Annotated in this window: 22 protein-coding genes and 1 tRNA gene; 6 read left to right on the top strand and 17 right to left on the bottom strand. The window is 54.6% G+C overall.

What is annotated here, in order from left to right; genetic code table 11:
• Positions 1-145 precede the first annotated feature (145 nt).
• Genes galB through ABIC79_RS24860 form a run of 4 tightly spaced genes read left to right on the top strand, consistent with a single transcriptional unit; the run spans position 146 to position 3625 of the window.
• Positions 146-892, top strand: a complete 747-nt coding sequence (gene galB / locus ABIC79_RS24875; protein WP_013575973.1) for a 4-oxalmesaconate hydratase — start codon at positions 146-148, stop codon at positions 890-892.
• Complete coding sequence (locus ABIC79_RS24870; protein WP_131637880.1) at positions 889-1614, top strand: 4-carboxy-4-hydroxy-2-oxoadipate aldolase/oxaloacetate decarboxylase; 726 nt, start codon at positions 889-891, stop codon at positions 1612-1614. Before galB ends, ABIC79_RS24870 begins: the two co-directional genes overlap by 4 nt.
• Before the next feature lie 9 nt (positions 1615-1623).
• Complete coding sequence (locus ABIC79_RS24865; protein WP_354568826.1) at positions 1624-2748, top strand: 4-oxalomesaconate tautomerase; 1125 nt, start codon at positions 1624-1626, stop codon at positions 2746-2748.
• Positions 2741-3625 (top strand): NAD(P)-dependent oxidoreductase, encoded by an 885-nt coding sequence (locus ABIC79_RS24860; protein ID WP_223510185.1) that lies wholly within the window; start codon positions 2741-2743, stop codon positions 3623-3625. The genes ABIC79_RS24865 and ABIC79_RS24860 overlap by 8 nt, the downstream gene beginning before the upstream one ends.
• 262 nt (positions 3626-3887) lie before the next feature.
• On the opposite strand, the gene ABIC79_RS24855 is transcribed toward ABIC79_RS24860, so the two are convergent.
• The 7 genes from ABIC79_RS24855 to ABIC79_RS24825 all read right to left on the bottom strand — a co-directional run bounded on the left by ABIC79_RS24855 (position 3888) and on the right by ABIC79_RS24825 (position 10978).
• The gene (locus ABIC79_RS24855) at positions 3888-4844 is read right to left on the bottom strand and encodes an oligopeptide/dipeptide ABC transporter ATP-binding protein (RefSeq protein WP_354568823.1); all 957 of its coding nucleotides are present in this window, start codon (positions 4842-4844) and stop codon (positions 3888-3890) included.
• Positions 4844-5872 (bottom strand): ABC transporter ATP-binding protein, encoded by a 1029-nt coding sequence (locus ABIC79_RS24850; protein WP_354568821.1) that lies wholly within the window; start codon positions 5870-5872, stop codon positions 4844-4846. Before ABIC79_RS24850 ends, ABIC79_RS24855 begins: the two co-directional genes overlap by 1 nt.
• Before the next feature lies 1 nt (position 5873).
• Positions 5874-6785, bottom strand: a complete 912-nt coding sequence (gene ddpC, locus ABIC79_RS24845) for a D,D-dipeptide ABC transporter permease (RefSeq protein ID WP_354568819.1) — start codon at positions 6783-6785, stop codon at positions 5874-5876.
• Between the two features lie 4 nt (positions 6786-6789).
• On the bottom strand, positions 6790-7806 hold the full coding sequence (locus ABIC79_RS24840) for an ABC transporter permease (protein ID WP_354568817.1): 1017 nt from the start codon (positions 7804-7806) through the stop codon (positions 6790-6792).
• Between the two features lie 61 nt (positions 7807-7867).
• Positions 7868-9448 carry an ABC transporter substrate-binding protein gene (locus ABIC79_RS24835; protein WP_131637888.1) on the bottom strand — a complete coding sequence of 527 codons (1581 nt, stop codon included), beginning with the start codon at positions 9446-9448 and terminating at the stop codon, positions 7868-7870.
• Between the two features lie 47 nt (positions 9449-9495).
• Positions 9496-10077: a D-alanyl-D-alanine dipeptidase gene (gene ddpX / locus ABIC79_RS24830; protein WP_013575982.1), complete on the bottom strand. Its 582-nt coding sequence runs from the start codon at positions 10075-10077 to the stop codon at positions 9496-9498.
• 28 nt (positions 10078-10105) lie between these two features.
• Complete coding sequence (locus ABIC79_RS24825; protein WP_354568814.1) at positions 10106-10978, bottom strand: MurR/RpiR family transcriptional regulator; 873 nt, start codon at positions 10976-10978, stop codon at positions 10106-10108.
• A 394-nt stretch (positions 10979-11372) separates the two neighbouring features.
• On the opposite strand from ABIC79_RS24825, the gene ABIC79_RS24820 reads away from it, so the two are divergent.
• Positions 11373-11448 (top strand) — tRNA-Asn (locus tag ABIC79_RS24820).
• Between the two features lie 262 nt (positions 11449-11710).
• Here ABIC79_RS24820 and ABIC79_RS24815 read toward each other — a convergent pair.
• From ABIC79_RS24815 to ABIC79_RS24785, 7 genes are all read right to left on the bottom strand, one after another.
• Positions 11711-13369 (bottom strand): glycoside hydrolase family 13 protein, encoded by a 1659-nt coding sequence (locus tag ABIC79_RS24815; RefSeq protein WP_217147263.1) that lies wholly within the window; start codon positions 13367-13369, stop codon positions 11711-11713.
• Positions 13369-15024, bottom strand: a complete 1656-nt coding sequence (locus ABIC79_RS24810; RefSeq protein WP_354568811.1) for an alpha,alpha-phosphotrehalase — start codon at positions 15022-15024, stop codon at positions 13369-13371. Before ABIC79_RS24810 ends, ABIC79_RS24815 begins: the two co-directional genes overlap by 1 nt.
• A gap of 22 nt (positions 15025-15046) precedes the next feature.
• Positions 15047-16156: an ABC transporter ATP-binding protein gene (locus ABIC79_RS24805; protein WP_354568809.1), complete on the bottom strand. Its 1110-nt coding sequence runs from the start codon at positions 16154-16156 to the stop codon at positions 15047-15049.
• Positions 16157-16218: 62 nt separating this feature from the next.
• On the bottom strand, positions 16219-17580 hold the full coding sequence (locus ABIC79_RS24800; RefSeq protein ID WP_354568807.1) for a family 4 glycosyl hydrolase: 1362 nt from the start codon (positions 17578-17580) through the stop codon (positions 16219-16221).
• A gap of 35 nt (positions 17581-17615) precedes the next feature.
• The gene (locus ABIC79_RS24795) at positions 17616-18461 is read right to left on the bottom strand and encodes a carbohydrate ABC transporter permease (RefSeq protein WP_354568805.1); all 846 of its coding nucleotides are present in this window, start codon (positions 18459-18461) and stop codon (positions 17616-17618) included.
• A gap of 2 nt (positions 18462-18463) precedes the next feature.
• Positions 18464-19444: a carbohydrate ABC transporter permease gene (locus ABIC79_RS24790; protein WP_013575989.1), complete on the bottom strand. Its 981-nt coding sequence runs from the start codon at positions 19442-19444 to the stop codon at positions 18464-18466.
• Between the two features lie 36 nt (positions 19445-19480).
• Entirely contained in the window at positions 19481-20746 is a 1266-nt protein-coding gene (locus ABIC79_RS24785; protein WP_013575990.1) for an ABC transporter substrate-binding protein, read from the bottom strand.
• Positions 20747-20868: 122 nt separating this feature from the next.
• Between ABIC79_RS24785 and ABIC79_RS24780 the strand changes: the two genes are divergently transcribed.
• A complete protein-coding gene (locus ABIC79_RS24780; protein ID WP_013575991.1) occupies positions 20869-21804 on the top strand; it encodes a LysR family transcriptional regulator in 936 nt (311 codons plus the stop codon).
• Here the strand turns inward: ABIC79_RS24780 and ABIC79_RS24775 are convergent, their stop codons facing one another.
• The 3 genes from ABIC79_RS24775 to ABIC79_RS24765 all read right to left on the bottom strand — a co-directional run bounded on the left by ABIC79_RS24775 (position 21805) and on the right by ABIC79_RS24765 (position 24610).
• Positions 21805-22071, bottom strand: coding sequence for a PTS sugar transporter subunit IIB (locus ABIC79_RS24775; RefSeq protein ID WP_013575992.1), 267 nt, complete (start codon positions 22069-22071; stop codon positions 21805-21807). It lies immediately after the preceding gene.
• A gap of 262 nt (positions 22072-22333) precedes the next feature.
• A complete protein-coding gene (locus ABIC79_RS24770) occupies positions 22334-23284 on the bottom strand; it encodes a 2-hydroxyacid dehydrogenase (protein WP_131637892.1) in 951 nt (316 codons plus the stop codon).
• Positions 23285-23293: 9 nt separating this feature from the next.
• Positions 23294-24610 (bottom strand): MFS transporter, encoded by a 1317-nt coding sequence (locus tag ABIC79_RS24765; RefSeq protein WP_013575994.1) that lies wholly within the window; start codon positions 24608-24610, stop codon positions 23294-23296.
• Between the last annotated feature and the right edge of the window lie 53 nt (positions 24611-24663).

Here is a 24663-nt window from a genome sequence, read left to right as displayed (position 1 = left end):
TCTCCTTTCAGCTTTTTTTGCGTGACCTTTCCCTGCAATATAAATAAAACGCATACCCCCTGCAATCAAATGAATTACCCGTCGCAGACTCAGACTGACAGCATGGAACTCAGACATTTTGAGAACAAAAACCAAGGACATCTCCATGACTCAGCCAAAAAAAGAGAACACTAAAAGTGCATTAGTCGTCAGTGCCCACTCTGCCGATTTCGTCTGGCGTGCGGGTGGCGCCATCGCCAGACATACTCAGGCCGGTTACGCCGTGCACATCGTTTGCCTGTCGTTTGGTGAACGCGGTGAGTCTGCCAAACTGTGGCGCAAAGGCAATATGACCGAAGAAGTCGTGAAAGCATCACGCCGCGAAGAAGCCATGGCCGCCGCCGAAATCCTCGGGGCCAGTGTCGAGTTTTTCGATATGGGCGATTATCCGCTGCGCGCCGACAAGGAGTCGTTGTTCCGTCTGGCTGATGTTTACCGCCGCGTACAGCCGCATTTTGTGCTGACCCATTCGCTGAAAGACCCGTACAACTACGATCACCCGATGGCGACGCATCTGGCTCAGGAAGCACGGATTATCGCGCAGGCAGAAGGCTATAAGCCGGGTGAAACCATTGTCGGTGCACCCCCGGTTTACTGTTTTGAACCACATCAGCCGGAACAGTGCGACTGGAAACCCGATGTTCTGCTCGATATCACTGATGTCTGGGACAAGAAATATCAGGCCATTCAATGCATGGCCGGTCAGGAACATCTGTGGGAATACTATACCCGCGTCGCCCAACAGCGCGGCGTGCAGGCCAAACGTAACGTCGGGATCACCAGCACCAAAAACATCGTTTACGGCGAAGGCTATCAGAGCCTCTTCCCGCGAGTGACGGAGGATTTAGCATGAGTCTGGTCGGCAAAAAAGGCGTCGTGATTCGCCATATTCCACGGGCAAATAAAGCAGATGTGTCGGCACTGGCGGGTTTTGGCGTGGCGACGGTACATGAAGCGCAGGGTCGCAAAGGCTTGCTGGATGCGGGCATCCGTCCGATACAGCAGGATTGTGCGATTTCCGGCAGCGCCGTCACCGTGCTCACCGCACCGGGCGATAACTGGATGTTCCACGTCGCAGTCGAACAATGTCAGCCGGGCGATATTCTGGTGGTTGCGCCAACCTCGCCATGTTCTGACGGCTTCTTCGGCGATTTGCTGGCAACGTCACTGAAAGCGCGCGGCGTGGTCGGGCTGGTTGCCGATCTCGGCGTGCGTGATACCAAAACGCTGCGCGATATGGGTTTCCGCGTCTGGTCACGGGCCGTTCACGCGCAGGGTACGATCAAAGAAACGCTCGGCTCCGTGAACGTGCCGGTTGTCTGCGCCGGACAGCTAGTGAATCCGGGCGATGCCATTGTGGCCGATGATGACGGCGTTGTGGTCATCCCCCGCGAAGAGGTCGCACAAGTGGCACAGGCCAGCCGTGAGCGGGAAGCCCTGGAAGAAAGCAAACGTGCCAGGATGGCTGACGGTGAACTCGGATTGGATATCTACAATATGCGTCCGCGTCTGGCAGAAAAAGGCCTGAAGTATTTCGATTCGCTGGAAGAACTGGAAAATGCCGCAAGGCGCTGAGGAGCCGATATGCCGCAGACCCGAATCCCCTGCCTGCTGATGCGCGGCGGGACGTCAAAAGGCGCATTTTTTCTGGCGGACGATTTACCGCACGAGCAGGCCTTACGCGACAATGTGCTGCTGGCGGTGATGGGTTCCCCCGATCCGCGCCAGATTGATGGCCTTGGCGGCGCCGATCCGCTGACCAGCAAAGTGGCGATTATCCGCCCTTCGGCACGCCCTGACGCCGACGTCGATTATCTTTTTGCGCAGGTTAATGTCGATAAAGCCGTGGTGGATTACGGACAAAACTGCGGCAATATCCTGGCTGCCGTTGGCCCGTTCGCCATTGAAAGGCAACTGCTGAGCGCGGTTGAAGGGATTACCCCGGTGCGGATCTTCATGGAAAACACCGGCCAGATTGCGACCGCGCATGTGCCGGTAAAAGAGGGTCAGGTGTGCTATCAGGGTGATTTGCGCATTGACGGCGTACCGGGCACCGCGGCCAAAATCAGCGTGGAATTTGCCGATATCGCCGGTTCCAGTTGTGGCGCGTTGCTGCCAACCGGTAACGCCCGTGACACGTTTGACGGTATCGACGTCACCTGCATCGACAATGGCATGCCCGTTATTCTGCTGCGCGCCGCCGATTTCGGGTGCAGTGGTTATGAAAGCCGTGAACAGCTGGATGCAAACACGGAACTGAAAAAACGCCTCGAATCCATCCGCTTACAGGCGGGCCCGAAAATGAAACTCGGCGATGTCACGCAGCGCACCGTGCCAAAAATGACATTAATTGCCGAACCGCGAAATGGCGGTGCCATCTCCAGCCGGACGTTTATTCCGCATCGCTGCCACGCCTCGATTGGCGTACTCGGCGCGGTCAGCGTCGCCAGCGCCTGCCTGATCCCCGGCAGCATCACCGATGGGCTGGCACATACGCCGTCCGGCAACACGCCGTTAATCAGCGTGGAACATCCGGCCGGGGAATTCAGCGTGGAATTACAACTCGATCCGACAAAAACAGGGGCAGAACGGCTGGCTGGCTGTGCCCTGTTACGTACCGCAAGGCTGATTTTTGAAGGCCGTGTCGCCATCCCCGCCAGCATCTGGGACGGTCATCAGGACGATCAACAGGGATCTCATCATGAATAACGTGACCCGCATTACCCTCATCGGCCTCGGCGAAGTGGGCACCATTCTGGCAACGGATCTGAAAAAGCAAAATCCGGCACCGGATATCGTGGCGTTTGATAAGCTGACAGATTCAGCGGTTATCCGGCAGCGCGCCCGTGACGCCGGAGTGCATTTTGCGCCGTCACTGGAAGACGCCGTGAAAGGCAGTCAGATCATTTTCTCCGCTGTGACCGCCGCCGAAGCGTTGAATGTAGCCGGTGCCGTCGCCCGGCATCTCGCACCCGGTCAGTTCTTTCTCGATCTGAATTCAGTTTCGCCGCACACCAAACGCGAAGCGATGGCGCTGATTGAGCAGGCGTGTGGCAATTACATTGATGTCGCCGTCATGGCCCCCTATCCGCCTGCAAGGCTGAAAACCCCGTTACTGCTGGGCGGCACACATGTTTACGCGATCAATGAATGGCTGAATGAAACCGGATTTAACAGCAAAGTTCACAGCAACACCGTCGGAGAAGCCTCGGCGATAAAAATGTGCCGCAGTGTGATGATAAAAGGCCTGGAAGCGCTGACCGCCGAATGTCTGAGTGCCGCACGTCAGTACGGCGTCGAGAAAGAAGTGCTCGCCTCGTTGCACGCCAGCTTTCCGTCACTGGGCTGGGACGGACCGTTTCCGCATTATCTTATCAGCCGCATCGCTGAACACGGCAAGCGCCGCGCCGAGGAAATGCGTGAAGTGGTGAAAACACTGGAAGACGTCGGCGTCGCGCCCAACCTGAGCCGGGGAACCGTACTTGCCCAGCAGGGGCTGGTGGATGCGCTGGCCGCGAAGGGGGTCAGATATACGGATCTGGAGCCGTTTGACTGGGGGAGGACAGTAGATCTTTTACGAAAATAAGTTGTCCCTTTCTCACCTGACCGGAGGAGAAAACCGGTCAACTCCCTCCCCTGCGAAGGGGAGGGTTGGGGTGGGGTATTACAGAGAAATCATAGCGTTGAAGTTTGCTTTGGCACGTTTTTACCCGGCGGATACTTCAACAATCTTTTCGCCATTAATACCCCCTCCCCGCCTCCCCCTTCGCAGGGGGAGGAGCTAAAACCAAACTCTGGTCAGATTTAACTGGCGTGCTTCCTTCCCTTCGCAGGGGAGGAGCTAAAAACTACACCCGCTCCGGCATAACCCGATGACACCTCGCCACCACGCCGCCCACCCCATGCACAAGATCCTGCGGCATCTGACAACCATCCCCGGCCAGCGGACAACGTTCGCGGAAGTAACATCCCATCGGCAGGTTACGGTTGCTGGGTAATTCACCTTTCTTATCGACTATCCCTTCATCAAGCTGACGACCGGCGCGGGGAACCGAATCCAGCAGCAGACGGGTGTAAGGATGTTGCGGTTCGGACAATACGTTTTCCGCAGTGCCCAGTTCCACAATTTGCCCGAGATACATCACCGCCACGCGGTCACTCATGTGGCGAACAACCGACACATTGTGAGAAATCAGCACATAAGTCAGGTTGCGCTGGCGTTGCAGTTCCACCAGCAAATTGAGGATTTGCGCCTGCACTGAAATATCCAGCGCCGAGGTCGGCTCATCCAGCACGATGATGTCTGGCTCTGAAGACAGCGCACGGGCGATAGAAATACGCTGACGCTGACCGCCGGAAAACTCATGCGGCAGACGGTCGAGGTATTCCCTGCGGATCCCCACCTGCTCTGCCAGCGTCGCAGCCAGTTCACGACGCTCGCGGCTGCTGTTGTGTTTTTGCACGAACACCGGTTCGGTGATGATCCGCCAGACCGGCAGACGTGGATCCAGCGACGACTGCGGATCCTGAAACACCATTTGCATGCCTGAACCGAACCAGGAATTGTCATGGCGTGCGCGGTGCACTTCGCCGCTGCTCGGCTTTTGCAGCCCCATCAGCAACTGCGCCAGCGTGCTTTTCCCGCAACCGGATTCGCCGACAATGCCTAGCGTTTCGCCGCGGATAATATTGAGATCCAGCCCGTTCAGCGCGTGCACATAACTGGTGGGTTTGCCGCGCCAGTTATAACTGGCCGCGAACCGCACGCGCACATCCTGCAACTCTACCAGTGCCTCAGCCATCATCAGGAATGCTCCTCAATGCGTTGAATGTGGATTTCGCCGGCATGACGCTGCGGATGCCAGCAGGCAACAGATTGCTGCGGAAAATGCGGCAGCGGGGCCAGCGCCGGTGTCTGTATGCACTGGTCATCGGCATGATTGCAGCGGCCACGAAACGCACAGCCCTGCGGCAGTTTGGCCAGATTCGGCACCGTGCCCGGAATGGCTTTCAGCAGGCTGCGCGGCTCGCCGTTTTCCGGCGCGGCCTGTAATAATCCGATGGAATACGGATGCGACGGCGTGTCGATCACATCCGTCGTATTGCCGCTTTCAATCACATGTCCGGCATACATCACATAAACCCGGTCGCAAAGCTGGGACACCACGGCCATATCGTGAGTGATAAATAACACGGCGGTTCCGCTGGCACGGGCTTTGCGCTGGAGCAAACGCAAAACCTGACGCTGCACCGTAACATCCAGCGCCGTGGTCGGTTCATCGGCGATAATCAGCTCCGGCTCGCAGGAAAATGCCATGGCGATCAGCACACGCTGACGCATACCGCCGGAGAGTTCGAACGGATAACGTGACATCACCTGCTCCGCATCGGCAATCTGCATGTCCTGCAGCAGGCCGATGGCTTTTTGCCACGCCTGTGCCTTGCTGAGTTTTTGGTGCAGACAAATGACTTCGCACATCTGACGGCCAATTTTACGCGTCGGATTCAGGGCGTTCATCGGCTCCTGGAAAATCATCGCCACGCGCGCGCCGCGCAATGTGCGCATCTGCTCCTCACTGGCGTGAATCACGTCGGTGCCGAGCATGCGTAACGCACCGCCGGTCACGGTAAAACCGTCAGGTGGCAGCAGGCGCATCGCCATCATCGCCGTGACCGATTTGCCTGAGCCGGATTCACCGACCACGCCGACGATTTCGCCAGCGTTCACTGAAAGCGACACCTGATTCAGCGCTTTCACTTCTCCGCCGTAAACCGGAAAGACCAGTTGCAGATTGTCGATTTCCAGTACCGGCGCCTGGGATTGTTCAGTCATCTCAGCGCCCTCTGCTTTTCGGATCCAGCAGGTCGCGCAGACCGTCGCCGAACAGGTTAAAACCGGTGGCGGTAATCAGAATTGCCACACCTGGAAAGGCTGAATACCACCATTGATCGAGAATATAATTGCGGCCGTTGGAGACCATCGCGCCCCACTCTGCGGTCGGTTGTTGAGCGCCCAGGCCGATGAACCCTAACGTTGCCGCCATCAGAATCGAGGTACCGATATCCAGAGAAGCCTGCACCACCAGCGGCGGCATCACATTGCGCAGCACGTGCCAGGTAATGAGATGCCAGCGTGACGCGCCGAACGTCCGCGTAGCCTGCATATGAGCCTGATGACGCAGCATCAGCGTCTGACCGCGCGCCAGCCGCACATAAAACGGAATGCGCACCACCGCAATCGCCAGCATGGCGTTAAACAAACTCGGCCCGAGCGCGGCGGCCAGCGCCATGGTTAATACCAGCGACGGCACCGACAGCATGATGTCCATACAGCGCATAATCAGCGCATCCACCACACCGCCGACCACGCCGGAAAAACAGCCAAGCAACGAGCCTGTCGTGCCCGCGATGATCACCACCGCCAGCCCGGCGGCTACGGATTGCTGGCTACCTATCAGCACACGACTGAACAGATCCCGCCCGACTTCATCAGTCCCAAACCAGTGCAGCGCGGAAGGTGCCTGCAAGCGGTCGGTCAGGCTGATGGCGTTCGGATCATGCGGCACCAGCCACGGCGAAAAGATCATGATGAAAAGCACAATCAGCATGATCGCCAGCCCTAACATCGTCAGCGGACTGCGGCTCAGCAAATAGAATGTGCGCCGCCAGTTGGCAAAGCGCGGTTTGACATCTGGCGCCACGATGTCGGCCCGATGATTATTGACGCCCGGTTCAATCACAGACATTGGCTCACCCCTCACGGCCGATGCGCGGATCGATCCACACATACAGTAAATCGACGCATAAATTGACGATGACGTAGGCAAACGACACCACCACCGCAAAACCCATCACCGCCGGGAAATCCAGCGCCTGAATCGAATTCACCACGTACGCGCCCATACCCGGCCAGGCAAACACCGTTTCGGTCAGCACCGCGCCATACAACAAATCGCCCATCGCCAGCCCAAGCACGGTGACCGACGGGATCAGCGCGTTCGGCAAGGCGTGGCTCAGGATCACCCGCCAGCGTGACAACCCGTTAGCCCGCGCCGTCCGAATGTAGTCTTCACTCAGTTGCTCAAGCATCGCCGAGCGAATTTGCCGCGCCACGATCCCCATGTGTACAAACGCCAGCGTCAGCGCAGGCATCGCCAGATGTTGCAGGCTGTTCCAGAAGGCGTCCCGGTTACCGGTCAGCAGGGAATCGAGCACATAAAAGCCGGTGATATTGGCGGGCGGATCCATCCAGTCATCCAGCCTTCCGCCGCCCGGCAGCAGGTTCAGATGCCCGTAGAACAGGATGATGACGCCCAGTCCCAGCCAGAACGCAGGCGTGGAAATGCCGAGCACGGAAAGCAGACGCACCAGATGATCCGGAAATTTATTGCGGTACACCGCCGACAACACGCCCAGCGGAATGCAGAGCACAATCGCCAGAAACAGTGCGCTGACCGCCAGTTCCAGGGTCGCCGGGAAGAACGCTTTCAGGTCTTCGAGTACCGGACGACCGGTACGGATCGACGTGCCCAAATCGCCGTGCAACAAATCGCTGACGTAACGGAAAAACTGCACGTAAAGCGGCTGATTCAGCCCCAGTTGCTCACGGATATGTTCGACCATTTCATTACTTGCCCGATCGCCCGCCAGCAGCCGCGCCGGATCACCCGGGATCATATGCGAGATGATAAAAGTAATGACGCACACGCCCGCCATCACCAGTATCAGACCCCAGCAGCGCTGGCGAATCAGAGTCCAAAAAGTCATAGTTTTTCCCCGTAAAACCCCTTTCAGGTCGTGAAAGGGGTTTTCGTGAATGATATTGCGGTTATTGCTTATGCATCTGACCAACATTGAAGACTTGCTCCAGCATCGGGTTGAAAACAAAGCCTTTAACGTCTTTGTTCATCGCCACCTGATAGTTTTTCTGGAACAAATACACGTATGCCGCTTCGTCGATAACGATTTTCTGCGCCTGCTGGTAATAGTCGGTGCGCTGTTTCTGATCGGTCACTGACACGGCTTTTTTCAGCAACGCATCAACGTCAGGATTTGAGTAGAAGGAACGGTTACCGGGCAGGCCTTTTTTGTCGGACTCAAACCAGTAGTTCATAAACATGTACGGGTCGGCGAAGTCCGGGCTCCAGTTACCAATTGAGATGTCGTAATCACCCTGCCCGATGCGGTCACGCATGGTGGCGTTAGCCAGTTTTTCCAGCTTCACGTTAATCCCGGCCTGGCCGAGGCTGGCCTGCACGGAAAGCGCGATGGATTCCCAGTTCGGATCGTTATCGGAGTACAGGAAGTCCAGCGTCTGCGGCTTGTCTTTGACTTTCTCCAGGTCAGCTTTGGCCTGCGTCAGATCTAAGGTGTATTGCTTCGCCGTCGGGTCGAAACCCCACATGCCATCAGGAATTGGCCCGCGCATTTGTTTGGCGTTACCGCCGAGAATGCCTTTCACCATGCCCTGATAATCCACGGCAGAAGAAATTGCGCGGCGTAAATCCACCTGATTCAGCGGCGTTTTGCCGTTATTGAGATACAGATAGGTCACGCGCAGCGACGGGAATTCTTCCACGGCGACTTTATTTTCTTTTTTCAGGGCAGCCAGCTGGTCCATCGGCAGGGAATCGGCAATGTCCAGATCCCCGCGCGACAGTTGCAGGCGGCGGGTGGCGCTTTCACCGATAATTTTCACGGTCACACGTTTAAAGGCTGGTTTTGCGCCGCTGTAATGCGGATTGGGCACCAGCACCAGTTGCTGACCTTTTTGCCAGCGATCGAGTTTATAAGGGCCGGAACCGGCAGTATGTCCCGCCAGCCACGCCTTACCTTCATCGGCCGGATTGGCTTTGGCAATCGCCGGATTGACGATACCCGCGCCGTCATTTGCCAGCGTGTACAGGAATGGCGCGAACGGCGTTTTGAGCGTAAAGGTCACCGTCATCGGATCGACAACGGTCACCGTCATGTCTTTCGGGAAGGCTTCCGACGGCCCCTGACCGATTTTCATCAGTCGTTCGAACGACCATTTCACCGCATCGGCATTGACGTCGGAACCGTCATCAAATTTAGCGCCCGGCTTGAGTTTGAAGGTCCAGACCCGTTGATCCGGTGATGCCGTCCAGCTTGCCGCCAGATCCCCTTCAACCTGCGTCGAGCCTTTGCCGTCTTCGGTTTTATACTGCACCAGACGCTGATACGCCGGATACGTGACCGTCCAGTCGTTGTTGTCGATAGTCACCGCAGGATCCAACGTTTGCGGATCGGCTGCTTTACCAATCACCAGCATGTCTTTCGGCACGGCGGCCTGCGTGGCAAAACTTAAGCCTGACAAGGCGAGAAAAATGGCACCGGCGACCTGTGTTTTCGTATTTTTGCGGAACGTGTTGATTGCTGTGTTGCTCATCTGAGAACTCCTGGCTCTGTCAAAAAGTGATAAGAGACGTGCAATAATTACGCGGCATTAACCGGCGGATAGCAGCCGAACCGCTCTTCCAACAACGGATACGTTTTGGCATCCGGTAATTCAAAGTGCCACCACTCGCTGGTGATACCCTTAAAGCCACCCGCCGCCATCACGGCGTTAAGCAGCAAGCGGTTACGCTGAATATGTGGCGGTAAATCGGGGTAAAACGGATGCGATACTTCGGTCATTTCATCGAAGCCCGCGCCCATATCCACCGCCTCACCCTGCTCATCCAGCAAGGTCAGATCCACCGCCACACCGCGGCTGTGGTGCGAACCGAGTCTGATATCCACCACATAATCCGGATTCGGGAACGCCGCCCACAAACAGGCCTGCGCCGCCTGCGGCCGGTAAGCGTCATAGATTTTCAACGTGAATCCGGCCAGTTTCGCGACTTCGTTACAACGAACCAACGCCGACGCGGCATCGGGATGCAGCAGGCAGAGGGATTCGCGATAAATCGGCTGACCGGTCAGGTTATCGGCGGTGGCATATTTCAGGTCGATCACCGCATCAGGCAGAATTTCAGCCAGATCGATCAGGGCAACATCAGGTGTTTTCGTATTCATCAATAAATCTGTCCGCTGGTTTAGAAATTCAGGATTCAAATTGTCCAAGCTGTTTTTGCAGGATGCGGTTATTCGCCAGGCGCTGTTCTACATCGTGACCGCGCAGTTCGAGCACCGCCGAGCACAACAGATTGAACAGGCAGCTTAGCGGCGCCATCGAGTCCCAGAACTGGCCGGTGTCGGTTTTCACCTGCAATAAATCCACCGGATAATCGCGCGCCCACGGACAGTAAATGTCGGTGATCAGTGCCACGTTCAGGCCGCGTTCACAGGCAGCTTCGCAATAAGTTTGCGCCATCTTCGAATAGGCACGGGTGTCGGTCACCACCAGATAAGGCTGCGCGAATTCCGAATTCAGGGATTCGACATAGGTGCCGGAAAGCCCGTCGGCGAAATAGACTTTTGGCCGTAAGTACTCGAGATAACTGGAGAAGTTGTTGGCAATGCCGCGTACCGACTGGATACCGAGAATAAACACCGTCTCCGCATCGGCCAGACGGCGGCTGACCTGTGCAAAACTGTCAGTTTGCGCCAGCTGATACACGTGATTAATGGCTTCGAGTTCGAGCGTCAGCGACTGTTGCAACTTTTCCTGCTGCGGCTGTTTGCTGCGTTCGCGATAAGCGCCCAGACGGTCGGTAACCACCCACGGCTGATATGATGTGCCGCTTTGCAGGCGCAGCGTTTGCTTGAAGTGATCGAGATTGCGATAGCCGAGACTGCGCAGATATCGCCCGACAGAAATGCCACTGGTCGCCGCGCTGCGCGCAATGCTGTCCGCCGTTTCAAACGGGATCTGTGCAAGATTTGCCAGCAGATAGCTGGCAATGCGTTTGCCCGTGGGTGTCTGCCCGGCAAACGAGGCTTCGATTTGTTCAATCACATCCTGCGCTGGCTGCATCAGTTAATCCCCTGTTGCTTCATTGTCAAAAAGCTAGCCGTTGTTAGTAAAATAACAATGCACGGGGTGTGCCAGTTTCGAAATATGAGTGAAATTTGTGCAGCAGATCTGAATTTATGACGATTTTATGGCCAGTGGCTGGCAAAAAACTTGCAGAATAACGGCCAGAATAAAACTTACCGATAACTCCTGCACAACAATCAGGCAACTTGTGAATACTTTTAGTGCAATACAGACGTGAAAAGGCGTGACGTACAGAAAAATGGCAGAGGTTTTAATCACTTTGCCTTAATAGTCAACAAGTTGAATATTAAGAAAGCAGTCAGACAACTTTTTTCGTTAACCCTTTGACATGCCCACAGGCAGTCGCTATTATTCGCCCCGTTCCAACGATTCCTCTGTAGTTCAGTCGGTAGAACGGCGGACTGTTAATCCGTATGTCACTGGTTCGAGTCCAGTCAGAGGAGCCAAATTAGAAAGGCCCGCTTAAGGAAACTTAAGCGGGCTTTTTGGTTTTTATACGCCGGAGCCCCTGCCTGTATGGCGTTGAGGCAATCAGTGAGCATGAAAACCTTCCCGCTGCATTTTCAGTTTCCCCTCCGCACCGGGAGAATTTGGTGGTCAGATTTGGGGTCAGGTGAGTTCGATTCGGGTTGATACGGAACCACGGCTTACCGGAGGTAAACCCTGCATTCTGGCTGTTTGTGCGCAGAATATTCCCGCAGACAGAGCTTAACGTTGATAAATCCGTGTTTCATAGGGCCGTAAAATGTGCAGCGCTCCCTCCTCCTGATAGTTACCCAGTAGCAATTGCGCACCTTCCAGCGCCAACTGTTGTGAATCAACCTCTTGTGGACAGGCGCTGAAATTACCGATCACCAGGATCTGCTGATTTTCCAGCGTACGCAGATAGGCGTAAATATGGGGATGGGAAGGCAACAGGAGTTGATAGTTCCCCTCAATCAGCGCTGGCATCTGCCGCCGCAGGCGGATCAGCGCACGATAAAAATTCAGAACGGAATGGTTATCTTCGCGCTGCTGCGCGACGTTGATTTCGCGGTAATTGCTGTTTGCAGGAAACCAGGGCGTCACGGAGCTGAAACCGCCATGAATGCTGTGATCCCACTGCATCGGTGTACGTGAGTTATCGCGCCCGGTACGGCTAAGAATTGCCAGAATGTCTGACTCCTCCATGCCCTGTCTGCGCATTTCACTCGCACGTTTTCTTGCGGCAACATCGTCAAAATCATCCAGGCTGGCGAAATGCGTATTGGTCATGCCGAGCTCCTGTCCCTGATAGATAAACGGCGTTCCTTTCATCAGGAAGTACATAGCCGCAATGGCAGTCGCACTCTCACGATGATAGTTTTCCGCGTCGCCCCATCCTGACACCACGCGGGGAAGATCATGGTTCTCGACGTATAACGCATTCCAGCCTTTATTTTCCAGCAGCGTCTGCCAGCGCGTGAAAATATCTTTTAAGCCCATCAGATCGAGGCCAGACTGCGCTTTAGTGTGTTGACCGTCCTGCCACAGCTTTACGTGCTCAAACTGAAAGATCATATTCAGTCTGCCGCGCTGCTCACCAACCCACTCCTCGCCCTGTTCAGCGGTGACGCCGTTCATCTCACCGACGGTAACAATGTCGTAGCGGCTGAGTACCTGTTCACACATGTCATCGACGTAATCGAGCAATCCGTCATAATTCAGATGGCGTTCGAACGACGGCACATAAGGGAGTCCCTGCGGATTAGGCATGTCACTGAATGCTGGCTCTTTTTTCATATGACAGATAGCATCAATTCGGAAGCCGTCCACGCCTTTATCAAGCCACCAGCGCATCATGGTGTAAATGGCCGAGCGCACGCCGGGGTTCTCCCAGTTGAGATCCGGCTGCCTTTCAGAAAACAGATGTAAAAAGTACTGCCCGGTGGCCGCGCTATATTTCCAGGCGGACCCGTTAAAAATGCTCTCCCAGTTATTCGGCTCCCCACCCTGTTTACCGTCGCGCCAGATGTACCAGTCGCGTTTCGGATTATCGAGGGAGGAACCCGACTCCACAAACCAGGGATGTTCATCAGAAGTATGATTAACGACCAAATCAATAATCAACCGCATCCCGCGCAGATGAACCTGCTTCAGCAGGTGGTCAAAATCGGCCATCGTGCCGAATTCTGCCATGATTTGCTGGTAATCGCTGATGTCGTAGCCGTTGTCGTCGTTGGGTGACTGATATATCGGACAGATCCAGATCAGATCGATCCCCAGATCCTTAAGATAATCGAGTTTTTCAGTTATGCCGTTAATATCGCCAATACCATCGCGGTTGCTGTCTTTGAAGCTGCGTGGATAGATCTGATACGCCACGGCCTCTTTCCACCAGTTTGCCATCAGAGACTCCCGATTAATAAAGCAAAAGATTCATAGGGTTGCAGTTGTAAACGCGCACCCAGTTGCTCACGTGGCGCATAGTTACTGATCAGGCACTGGCCCTGCAACGACTGCAGGTTGTCCGGCACGTCAAGCGTCAGGGGTTCACGGGTGAAATTATTGATCACCACCAGCGTCTGGTCGCCCGACGTGCGTAACCAGGCAAAAACCTGCGGATGGCTGTTGAAAATCTGCCTGAAGTCGCCGTGAACCAGCAGCGGTTGTTGCTTACGCAGCGCCACAAGTTTCTGGTAGTGGTAAAAAACAGAGTTGGGATCGTCAAGCGCCGCCGCCACGTTTATCTGTTTATAATTGGGATTCACGTCAATCCAGGGCTGTGATGTTGTAAAACCAGCATGCTGACTGCTGTCCCACTGCATCGGCGTTCGGGCGTTATCGCGACCGTTGGCGTGGATCCCCCTCATCATCTCTTCGTGACTGACGCCTTCGGCCACCCGTTCCTGATACAAATTCAGACTTTCAATATCCCGATAGTCGTCAATACGCGGAAAACGCACGTTGGTCATGCCAATCTCTTCACCCTGATAAATGTAAGGCGTGCCTTTAAGGCAATGGAGCGCTGTGGCCAGCATTTTTGCCGACTCGACGCGATACTGACCGTCATCGCCAAATTTGGAAACGGCGCGTGGCAAATCGTGATTACTCCAAAACAGCGAGTTCCAGCCGCGGTGGGCTAACGCTGTCTGCCATTTGTCGATAACAGCCTTGAAATGCAGCAGATCAAAGGGCTTGTTGCGCCACTTTCCATGATGTTCATCCCAGAAAAGCCTGATGTGCTCAAACTGAAAGACCATCGTCAGTTCCTGCCGCGCTTCGGCGCTGTAAAGCAGTGCATCTTCCGGCGTTGCACTCCACGTCTCACCAACGGTTATGCTGCCGTACGGGCCAAAGGTGGCGCGGTTCATCTGATGAAGATAAAGATGCAGATTTTTACCGTTTGCCATGATCTGTTGATCGACGTCTTTGCCGATCAGGTCAATAACATCCATTCTGAACCCGCCGATACCACGCGCCAGCCAGCGGTTCATCATCGCGTGGATGGCGGCACGTACGTCGGGATTTTCCCAGTTGAGATCGGGCTGGCGCGTTGAAAACTGGTGCAGATAATATTCCCCACTGGCCTTATCCAGTGTCCAGGCGCTGCCGCCAAAATGGGAACGTTGATCATTGGGCGGTCCGCCGTCGGCCGCCGGTTTGCGCCAGATGTAGAAATCACGGTAAGCACTGTTTTTTGATGTCAGCGCATCAATAAACCACGGATGCTCATCGGAGGTGTGATTGACAACCAGATCCATCAGAATGCCGATATCCCGTGCTTTTGCTTCCGCGATCAGATGCTCTATTTCAGCCATCGAGCCAAAAATATCGGCAATATTCTCGTAATCGGAGATGTCATAGCCGTTATCGTCCATCGGCGAACGATAAACCGGCGACAGCCACAGCATATTGATGCCGAGCTGCTGCAAATAGTCGAGTTTACTGATGATGCCGTTGAGATCACCGGTACCGTCACCGTTACTGTCCATAAAGCTGCGCGGATAGACCTGATAAACCACGGCATCCTTCCACTGCTGTGCGCTGTGCATATCACTCATGACTTTCTCTTCCCTAAACGGATTAATGATTCATGGTCAGATGGCGATGGAACGCCCGACCGTGACTGTCGAACAGGTAACAGCGCTCCACCGGCAGCCGCACGCCAACGATCTCGCCAACCTGAATGGCTGAACGTTCTGCGTGACGGACCACCCAGGGTTCACTGGCATTGCCGTTATCCAGATACAACAAAGTTTCGTTGCCCATCTGCTCAACAAACATCACCTCTCCCTGATATTCACACTCTTCCCGATTGCCGCTGCGAATATGTTCCGGGCGAATACCAATGTTCACGCTGCGGCCCTGTGCCGCTGCCGGCGTGGCAACAGGCAGAACCAGCGCCTTGCCGTTATCCAGCTCGACCACGCTTTGTTGTTCACCCGCCTGGCGCAGCGTGGCAGGAAGCAGATTCATCTTCGGCGAACCGATAAACTGCGCCACAAACTCATTGGCAGGTTGGTCGTACAGCTCCAGCGGCGTGCCCACTTGCTCGATGTTGCCCTGATTGAGCACCACAATACGGTCGGCAAGCGTCATCGCCTCAACCTGATCGTGGGTAACATAAATAATGGTGACGCCCAGACGTTTGTGCAGGGCCGACACCTCCATGCGCATCTGCACGCGCAGGGAAGCGTCAAGGTTTGAAAGCGGTTCGTCGAACAGGAACAGACGGGGTTCACGGACGATGGCACGGCCAATCGCTACACGCTGGCGCTGGCCGCCGGACAAGTCTTTTGGCCGTCTCGCCAGCAGGGGTTCGAGCTGTAAAATACGTGCGCACTCACGCACGCGCTGGTCGATTTCGGATGCCGGATGGCGCGCAAGTTCCAGCCCAAACGCCATGTTCTGATAGACGCTCATGTGCGGATAGAGGGCATATGACTGAAATACCATGCCAATGCCGCGTTCTGCCGGCGTGTCATCGTTCACATAGTTCCCGTCGATATACATGCCCCCGCCACTTATCTCCTCAAGCCCGGCAATCATCCGCAGTAGTGTTGACTTGCCGCAGCCGGAAGGCCCGACGATCACCACAAACTCTCCGCTTTTAATGTGCAGATCCAGCGATTTGATGACCTCTGTCTTTGCACCATAGCGTTTTTGAATCTTGTCCAAGGTCAGTTGCGCCATATTCCCCTCCGAATCCATGATGTTGTTATGCCGGAAGCTCCCGGCATCAATAGAGTCTGTCTTTATTTCAGATAGTTAAGCCATGGGCTCTGACGAGAAATCATCACATCCACCAGTTCTGGAATAGCACGGCATTTGTTGTTCACCGGGTCAACCAGCAGTGCCTGAATCACCAGATCGCGGGCCCCTTCAAGGATGGCCTCCGCCGTCAGGTCGTGGATGGCAACCTGATTACTGAGTAACCCGCCGATACCGGCCGGGACATCGATCTTGATCCCATGTACACCTTTCCGGTCAATAATCGCAGGCACTTCCACGGCGATAAACGCTGGCAGTTGTTTGATAAATCCGCGGTTCGGAATGTTGACGGCGGCCTCCTCATAGCCTGAGTCGGTCAGAATTCCCTCGATGACGGGCACCACGCGCTCCTTCAACTTAAGCTCAATCTTCGGCTGCACCTCACCGAGGTAGTTACGATAGAAAGTATAAAAGTCGAGAATGCCGCGATGATCGCTGACCTCGCCCGCCCAGCTGATGTATTCGCCAAAATGGCTGTCGCCGGTGATAGGCAGGTGGTGAAACTTCTCAAGGATTTCTTTGAATAACGTACGGTCTGCCCAGGGATACGAGCTGTCTTTGCCGCCGAGCGCATGACGTTCGGTGCTGCCTTCGGTTTCCACCCACTTACCGTGGGAGCGGGTATACGCCAGGATGTCGCTGTAACCCGGCAAAGTCGCGAAATAGTCCGGGGCTTTGGTCCTGACGTCGGCATACGCGTCTTTACCACTGTCTTTATACCGGGCTTCTAACAGCACGCTGAAGTGGTTGAGGCCACCCGAACGCAGATTCAGATTATCGAAGGAGGTTCCCAGCATTTCAGGCAGATAGCGCTCAAGGGACGCTATTTCGTGACACATGCCGACAAAATTCAGCTCAGGGAAGGCACGATGCACGGTGGTACAAATGCGGCTCATCGGATTGGAATAATTAAATATCCAGGCGTCAGGGCAAATGTTGGCCACGTCGGCGCAGATGTCCAAAATAGGCGGAATAATACGCAGCGCATGGAACAATCCCCCCGGGCCGCCGTTCTCGCCATAGACCTGCTGAATGCCATACTGCTGCGGGATCTGCCAGTCAAGATCCCACAGGGCAAAACGATCGCCCACCTCAATCGAGATAATCACAAACCCGGCACCGCGCAACGCCGTGGCACGGTCAGTGGTCGCACTGACGATAAAGGGGAGATCTTCTTTTGCCAGGAAATCACGGGCCGTCTTTTCCGTTACCGCCAGCGAGGCCGGATTGATGTCATGGAGTACGATTTCACTGCCGTACAGCGCGGTGCTCTGGAAAATGTCACCCAGCGTACCGTAACCAAACTGCGCACTGCCTGCGCCCACTAAAACAATTTTTGTAGCCATATTATTCGGGTCTCCTGACGATACTGATTGAGGCATCAGCCTTTGACTGCGCCGTTGGTTAATCCACTGACAATGCGTCGCTGGAAAATAAGCACCAGCACCACAATGGGAAGCGTGACGATGACTGAGGAAGCCATGATGGCGCCCCATGGAAGTTCGAATTGGGAAGATCCTTGCAACATACTGATCGCCACGGGAACGGTTCGCTTGTCGCCGGAAATCACAAACGTCAGGGCAAACATAAATTCATTCCAGGCGCCGATGAACGCCAGCAGTCCGGTCGTCACCAGCGACGGCCCCATGATGGGCACAAAGATACGGCTGATAATGGTCCAGGTGCTGGCACCATCGACGATTGCCGCTTCTTCCAGCTCGACGGGAATCGCCTTCATAAAGGTGGTCAGCACCCAGATTGTGAAGGGTAATGAAAAGGTGGTGTAGGACAGGACCAGCGCGCCAAGCGAGTCATACAATCCCATAAACCGCACCAGCTCAAACATACCTGACAGCACAGCCACCTGCGGGAACATGGACACACAGAGAATGGTGAACAGCAGATACTTTCGCCCTTTAAAACGAATGCGCGACAGCGCAAAAGCAGCCGTGATTGACACCAGCAGACACAGACCAACAGTGAGCGTTGCCACCACCGCCGAGTTAAAGAGACTGCGGGCAATGCCGTTATCCATCAACGCGGTCACGTAATTCCCCCAGTTCATTTCATTGGGCAACCAGATCACGGTGAACAGATTTGCCCCCGAACGTAGCGAGGTGATAATCGCGTAGTAGAACGGGAACAGGCAGATCAAACAGGCAAATGCAGATCCTGCAAAAATCAGTGAACGCTGTGCGAGTTTTTGCTGCTGACGTTTCATTTTCATGATTATTCCTCTCCATTGCGGCGGCGACCCAGCATCAGGAAGCAGGCTGCAATCCCTGCCACCATCATGAATACCAGTACCGACGCGGCGGAACCGGATCCCATCTCCTGATAACTCACCAGCAAATCTCGTGCATAACCCGACACCGACACAGTGGCTTCACTGTTGGAGGTCAGGATATAAATCAGATCAAACACCCGTAGCGCATCCATGACGCGGAAAATCAGCGCGACAATCATTGCCGGCATGATCAACGGCAGTGTGATTCGACGAAAACGCTGCCAGGTATTGGCCCCGTCAATCCGCGCCGCTTCATACAGATCGCGCGGAATCAGCTGCAACGCGGCCAGCAGCATCAGCGCCATAAACGGTGTGGTTTTCCAGACATCGACGATGACCACCGCCCACATGGATAACCCCGGGTCTGCTACCCACGCCAGCGGGGAGTGAATAACCCCAAGCCTGAGCAACAGATTGTTCACCACCCCATACTGGTCATGGAACATCCAGCTCCACATTCTGGCGGACACAATCGTCGGGATCGCCCACGGCACCAGAATGGCGGTTCGCACCAGCCCCTGACCGCGAAACTTCTGGTTCATCAGCAAGGCAAGTAGCATGCCGAACACCAGTTCAAGCGACACCGACATCACACTGAAACGCAGCGTGTTACCAACGGCCTTCCACCACAGCGGATCGGCCAGGACGCCGTAATAATGGGCACCGTCGGCCAGGTCAATGTAGTTGGTGAGGCCGACAAAACGGTAATCATCGGGCGAATCCAGCATGGCATCGGTGAAGCTGTAAAACAGTGTGCGGAACAGCGGCCAGCCTGCAACGGCGGCCAGTAACAGAAGAGATGGCGCCACCAGCAGCCAGGCGATACGGCTGCGGCGTAGCTGATAACCGGGCTTGCTGCGCTTCACCGCGCGGCTGCCAACGTTATCGTCAGGAAGTGATAGTGAGGGTGTTTCTGGCTTCATGCGTCAAACTCCGGACCGTTAATGGGGACGCTGAACTCAGCGCCATCCTCTGGCTTTAATTCTCTCCAGCCGCTGCTGCAACTCTGCCACTGCGGTCGCCCCGTCGCTGTCGCCACGCAGCACGTTGTAAGTTGCGTTATAAATCGCTTTGGAGACCTGCGCGTACTGGCGTTTGGTCTGCGATGCAGGGCGAGGCCTGGCCAGCAGGAAGATCTCTTTAAACTCGGCGAGATAGGGTGCCTGCGCCAGGACGTCAGGATCGTCATACAGCGCGGTGCGTGACGGCGCCCTGCCCATCAGCGTCAGCCCTTTCTTCTGTGATTCGGCACTGCTGACAATTTTTAACAGCGCCAGCGCGGCTTTCGGATTTTTGGTGTAAGCGCTGATCGCCCAGTGCCAGCCGCCCATGGTGCTAACAGAGGTGCCGTCCTCGCTCCGGGGTAACGGAATGACGCCGACTTTGCCACGGATCGGGCTGCTGCGGTCTTGCGCCAGCGTGTAGGCATAAGGCCAGTTGCGCATAAACAGGGCATCACCGTTCTGGAAGACCGGACGGGACTCCTCTTCCATGTAACCTAATGCTCCCGGTGGAACGATTTTCCCGATCCATGCCGCGGCCATATCCAGCGCCTGTGCGGCGCGTTGATTGTTGATGGTGATATTGCCGTTAGTATCAATAAAACTGCCGCCCTTCTGCGACTCCACCCACTCCAGCGCATTGCAGGTCAGCCCCTCATAGGCTTTGCCCTGAAACACCAGCCCCCAGAAGTTTTGATGTCCCGCTTCACGCTCACCTTGTTGAATCAGCGTGGCAATACGCGTCAGCTCGCTCCAGGTCACAGGCGGCTTTTGGCCGTATTTCGCCAATAAATCTTTGCGATAAAACAGCGCGCCTGCATCCATGTAAGCGGGAATGGCTTTGACACGACCGTTAACGATGTCGTTTTGGAACGCGTTCGGGAAAAAATCATTGCGGATATCACTGACGCTATCTGTTAAATCCAGCAGATGTTTATCCAGCACACCGATCCAGACGGTGTCGGCCAGGAAGAGATCGATCGCGCCCGAATCTTTGGCGGCGAATATCTGTTGAAACAACGACAATTTTTCATTCGAAGCCGGTGGAAGATCGATAAATTCCAGCGTGTGACCGGTCTGCGCTTCAAACTGCTGTTTAATGTCGTTACAGAACTGACGACTTTCCTTGCCAGGCGGACATTCCATACGCAGGGTGTCGGCATGAACCAGACTCGATGTCAGGGTCAGCGTGGCTGCAACCAGTCCCGGGATTACTCGTCTCATGGCTTACTCTCAGGTCGTGGCGGGAATACCGTCATAGGAGGAAAATAGCGAAGCGGAGACATTGGTGGAAATTGATTTTCACTGCTAAGGTATACAAATTATCTATACCACCTGGGAAATGTGTGATCTTGGATAAAATTCTGCGGCAGTTTATCGAAGTGGCGATGTTCAAAAATGTGAGTCATGCAGCAAACAAACTTTGCCTTAGTCAGCCGACACTTACACATAATATGAAGAAGCTGGAGGAGAATCTGGGCGTGCAACTGCTTGTGCGCACCTCAACGGGCGTGAAAACGACCGAGTACGGCGATCTTTTGCTGGAGCAGGCGCAGATGATGCAGCGTATTTATGAAAATACGCTGAGTAAACTGGCGCTTATCAAAGCGCGTCAGGTGCAGAGTTTGCGGATGGGCACCGGGCATGCCTGGTGGCACATGTTTGTACGCGACAGTTTCAACACTTACCGCACGCTGCATCCCACGGTAAATATCCATATCGATCAGGGAAATCACCTGCGACTGATGGACTTACTGCTTGGCGGTGATATCGATCTCTTTATCGGGCATGAGATTCAGGGGCTGAATTCCAGGGCAGGCATCACCTTTGTGCCGCTGTTCAGCGTCACCGACAGCCTGTTTGTCCGACGCGGGCATCCGTTAGGCAACAACGTCATCGACCCCTTCCAGCTGCAAGACTATCCTTGCGTTGAACTGACGCCGGATGAAGGGCGTTTTCAACACATGGTCGAGGACATGCAACCCAAAAGGCTGGCGCGCAACCAGATGCATCTTGAAGATAGGGTGATCTGGTCAACTAACTCGATGATGGCGGCAATAGACATGGTCAATGATTCCGACGCCATCATGCTGAGTTATCCGACGTGCATGGCGGACTACTTTGCGCGTTACGGCATTATACCGCTGCAAACCACGCAACAAAGCCCGCGCTATAACGTGGGCTTTTATATGATGCGGGAGAAGATGGATGCGGCGCACGTGGTGCAGATGCAGGCATTGATGCAAGAGCATCTGGCGCGGGTCAGCCACCTGCTGGTCTGACTATTTTTGAGTTAACGCCGTCAGCGCCTGATACAGCGACCGGGTATTGCCCGGTCCGACCACCAGATGATACTCCGTGTCGCATTGTGGTGTTTCTACTTCAAGTACAGCCCGAATGGCCTCCGGTGCTTCTAATGCCTGCCTGTCGAGCAGGGAGGCATCGCGTACCTGCATCCGGATCCTACTGGCACAGTAGGTCATTTTAGTGAGGTTATCCGCGCCGCCAATTGAGTGAACAACTAACGCTGCCAGTTGTTGGGTTTCCATATTCTCTCCTGATAGCCCTTAATGTTTCCGCAGCAGCATAAGTCTGACGTTCAATAAAGTGAAATCGATTTATTCGCAAGCGATATAGACGTTGTCTATATCTTTACGGCAGGGCCTCTGCCATTGAATACCTCAGGCATTTCCCGTTTTCCCTCCGCTCCGGGACAATCATCCCCTCCCGGATGGGGGTTTAACGCTGACAATCAATAAGCGCGACGTAACGCCGCGCTTTGATTTACATGCAGAATACGTTTTCATTCGCTTACTGCGGAACAGGTGTCACCAACGGCTCGCCCGCAAAATAGGCGTTGACATTTTCCAGCACCAGACGCGACATCTCTTTGCGCGTCGCCCAGGTAGCACTGGCCATATGCGGCGTGACCACCACATTTGCCCGGTGTAACAATGCGTGCGGAACGTGCGGTTCGTCGGTGAAAACATCAAGACCGGCTCCCCCGAGTGTCCCCTCTTCGATGGCTTCAATCAGCGCCCGCTCATCGACTACCGAACCACGGGAAATATTGATCAGAATGCCTTCCGCGCCCAGAGCATTCAATACATCGCGGTTAACGAGGCCGCGGGTTTCGGCACCACCGTTGGTACAGACCACCAGAAAATCACTCGCCCCGGCCAGCGATAGCAAAGTTGCATGGAAGGTGTAATCCGTGTCGGCAAGTGCAGCGCGATCCGTATAGGCGATCGACATATTAAATGCCGCAGCGCGTTTGGCGATAGCACGCCCAATACGCCCCATGCCAATAATGCCTAACCGCGCCCCTGAGACTTTACGGGTCCAGGGATAACCGCCCTTCTGCCATGCTCCCTGTTCGATAAAGCGTTGTGCTGCGGGGATCTGGCGTGACGTTGCCAGTATCAACCCCATGGCCAGGTCGGCGACGTCATCCGTCAATACGCCGGGGGTATGGGTCACAGCGATCTCACGTTCTCTTGCTGCGGCAACATCAATACCGTCATAGCCAACACCAAAGTCGCTGATGAGTTCAAGGTTAGGTAGCCGTCCCATAAATTCGCGACTGACCACGGCTTCGCCGTTAGTGAGTACTACACGAAACTCGGCGGCCAGCCGGTCAAACTCCCCGGCGGCCATGTCGTTGTATTCATACACATCGTATAGCGCGTTCAGTTGTGCATTCAACTGATCTGGCAGCGATGCCTGCTTCAATATTTTCTGTTTAACCGCGATATTCTTCATAACGAGACCTTAGTGTTGCGATAATGATGAGGCTGACGATTTTGTCGCTATTACTTTAGCCGGACGGCCGACATAGATACCGACGATGCCGCCGATAACCAGTGCCGTAGCAATGATCAATAAGCCATAATGGAAACTGCCGGTGACATCCTTTATTTTTCCCAGCAATGGCGGCAATCCCAGACCGGCAAAGTTGGCAATGGCATTAATGAAAGCAATAGAAGCCGCCGCAGCAACACCCGCTAATTTTTCGGTCGTTACCGCCCAGAATATCGGGGTAAGCGCGAAGTTAAAGCCTACAGTCAATACCAGCATAATATAGGCAATAAAGAGGTTACTGGTATATATCGAAGCAGCCAGCAGTAAGCCGGAAATAATTAACGGCACCCCCAGATGTAGCGATCGCTCTTTGGTGAGATCCGAATGACGTCCATTCACGTACATAAATATCGCGGCAAAGGCAAAAGGAATGGCCGACAAAACGCTAATAACGAAATTACTCTGTTCTGTAGCCACACTTTTAATAATGAGCGGCAGGAAGAGTGTAATACCAATTGAGCAAAATGCTTGCAGGAACCACACCAGACTCAACATCAATACCACTTTATTCCTGAGCGCACTGGCCCATGAATGATGTTTCCCTACTTCTACGTCACCATTCTCTTGTTGTAACCGGGTGTTCAGCCATTTTTTCTCGTCCGCACTCAACCAGGTGGCATGATTTGGCGTATCCGGCAGACGTAACAGTACCAGACAGCCGAGAATGATGGCCGGGATGCCTTCCATCGCAAACAGCCAGCGCCAGCCCGCGATATCAGCAATGCCGTGCATATTGAGAATACTGCCGGAAATCGGTAATCCAATCACTGACGCCAGCACCGATCCCATATAGAAGAACGACATGGCACGGGCGCGGTTGCTCTTGGGAAACCAGCAGGAGATATAGTAGATAATCCCCGGTGTAAACCCGGCTTCTGCCATACCCAGCAAAAAGCGCATCACGTACAGTTGTGTCGGCGTATGGACCAGTGACATCCCGGCGCTGACAACCCCCCAGGTAATCATGATGCGCGCAATCCAGATGCGTGCACCAACCCGCGTCATAATGACGTTACTGGGTATTTCAAAAATGATGTAGGAGATATAGAACATACCGACACCCAGGCCATACATACTGGCAGACAGGCCCAAATCGGCATTCATTTGCAGTGCCGCAACGGATATATTGGTTTTATCCAGATTGGCAACAAAGTAGCAAATAATAATAAAAGGTATTATTTTTGCGTTTAATTTTTTTAGTGTTGTAGAGCACAGATCGATGTTCATTATTATCACCTTAATGAGTCTGTCCCTGGTGTCAGGGCATAAGATGGCCATTC

This window comes from Rahnella sp. 2050 (assembly GCF_040544515.1).
Lineage (GTDB): Bacteria > Pseudomonadota > Gammaproteobacteria > Enterobacterales > Enterobacteriaceae > Rahnella > Rahnella aceris.
This window is presented reverse-complemented; position numbering and strand designations above follow the sequence as displayed.

Coding starts and splice junctions, on each gene's coding strand:
- ABIC79_RS24770 (WP_131637892.1), bottom strand. CDS start 23,284: ATGAAGAATATCGCGGTTAAACAGAAAATATTGAAGCAGGCATCGCTG.
- ABIC79_RS24775 (WP_013575992.1), bottom strand. CDS start 22,071: ATGGAAACCCAACAACTGGCAGCGTTAGTTGTTCACTCAATTGGCGGC.
- ABIC79_RS24855 (WP_354568823.1), bottom strand. CDS start 4,844: ATGATGGCTGAGGCACTGGTAGAGTTGCAGGATGTGCGCGTGCGGTTC.
- ABIC79_RS24840 (WP_354568817.1), bottom strand. CDS start 7,806: ATGACTTTTTGGACTCTGATTCGCCAGCGCTGCTGGGGTCTGATACTG.
- ABIC79_RS24795 (WP_354568805.1), bottom strand. CDS start 18,461: ATGAAAATGAAACGTCAGCAGCAAAAACTCGCACAGCGTTCACTGATT.
- ABIC79_RS24825 (WP_354568814.1), bottom strand. CDS start 10,978: ATGCAGCCAGCGCAGGATGTGATTGAACAAATCGAAGCCTCGTTTGCC.
- ABIC79_RS24785 (WP_013575990.1), bottom strand. CDS start 20,746: ATGAGACGAGTAATCCCGGGACTGGTTGCAGCCACGCTGACCCTGACA.
- ABIC79_RS24810 (WP_354568811.1), bottom strand. CDS start 15,024: ATGAGTGATATGCACAGCGCACAGCAGTGGAAGGATGCCGTGGTTTAT.
- ddpC (WP_354568819.1), bottom strand. CDS start 6,785: ATGTCTGTGATTGAACCGGGCGTCAATAATCATCGGGCCGACATCGTG.
- ABIC79_RS24765 (WP_013575994.1), bottom strand. CDS start 24,610: ATGAACATCGATCTGTGCTCTACAACACTAAAAAAATTAAACGCAAAA.
- ABIC79_RS24865 (WP_354568826.1), top strand. CDS start 1,624: ATGCCGCAGACCCGAATCCCCTGCCTGCTGATGCGCGGCGGGACGTCA.
- galB (WP_013575973.1), top strand. CDS start 146: ATGACTCAGCCAAAAAAAGAGAACACTAAAAGTGCATTAGTCGTCAGT.
- ABIC79_RS24805 (WP_354568809.1), bottom strand. CDS start 16,156: ATGGCGCAACTGACCTTGGACAAGATTCAAAAACGCTATGGTGCAAAG.
- ABIC79_RS24835 (WP_131637888.1), bottom strand. CDS start 9,448: ATGAGCAACACAGCAATCAACACGTTCCGCAAAAATACGAAAACACAG.
- ABIC79_RS24815 (WP_217147263.1), bottom strand. CDS start 13,369: ATGGCAAACTGGTGGAAAGAGGCCGTGGCGTATCAGATCTATCCACGC.
- ABIC79_RS24850 (WP_354568821.1), bottom strand. CDS start 5,872: ATGACTGAACAATCCCAGGCGCCGGTACTGGAAATCGACAATCTGCAA.
- ABIC79_RS24870 (WP_131637880.1), top strand. CDS start 889: ATGAGTCTGGTCGGCAAAAAAGGCGTCGTGATTCGCCATATTCCACGG.
- ABIC79_RS24860 (WP_223510185.1), top strand. CDS start 2,741: ATGAATAACGTGACCCGCATTACCCTCATCGGCCTCGGCGAAGTGGGC.
- ABIC79_RS24800 (WP_354568807.1), bottom strand. CDS start 17,580: ATGGCTACAAAAATTGTTTTAGTGGGCGCAGGCAGTGCGCAGTTTGGT.
- ddpX (WP_013575982.1), bottom strand. CDS start 10,077: ATGAATACGAAAACACCTGATGTTGCCCTGATCGATCTGGCTGAAATT.
- ABIC79_RS24790 (WP_013575989.1), bottom strand. CDS start 19,444: ATGAAGCCAGAAACACCCTCACTATCACTTCCTGACGATAACGTTGGC.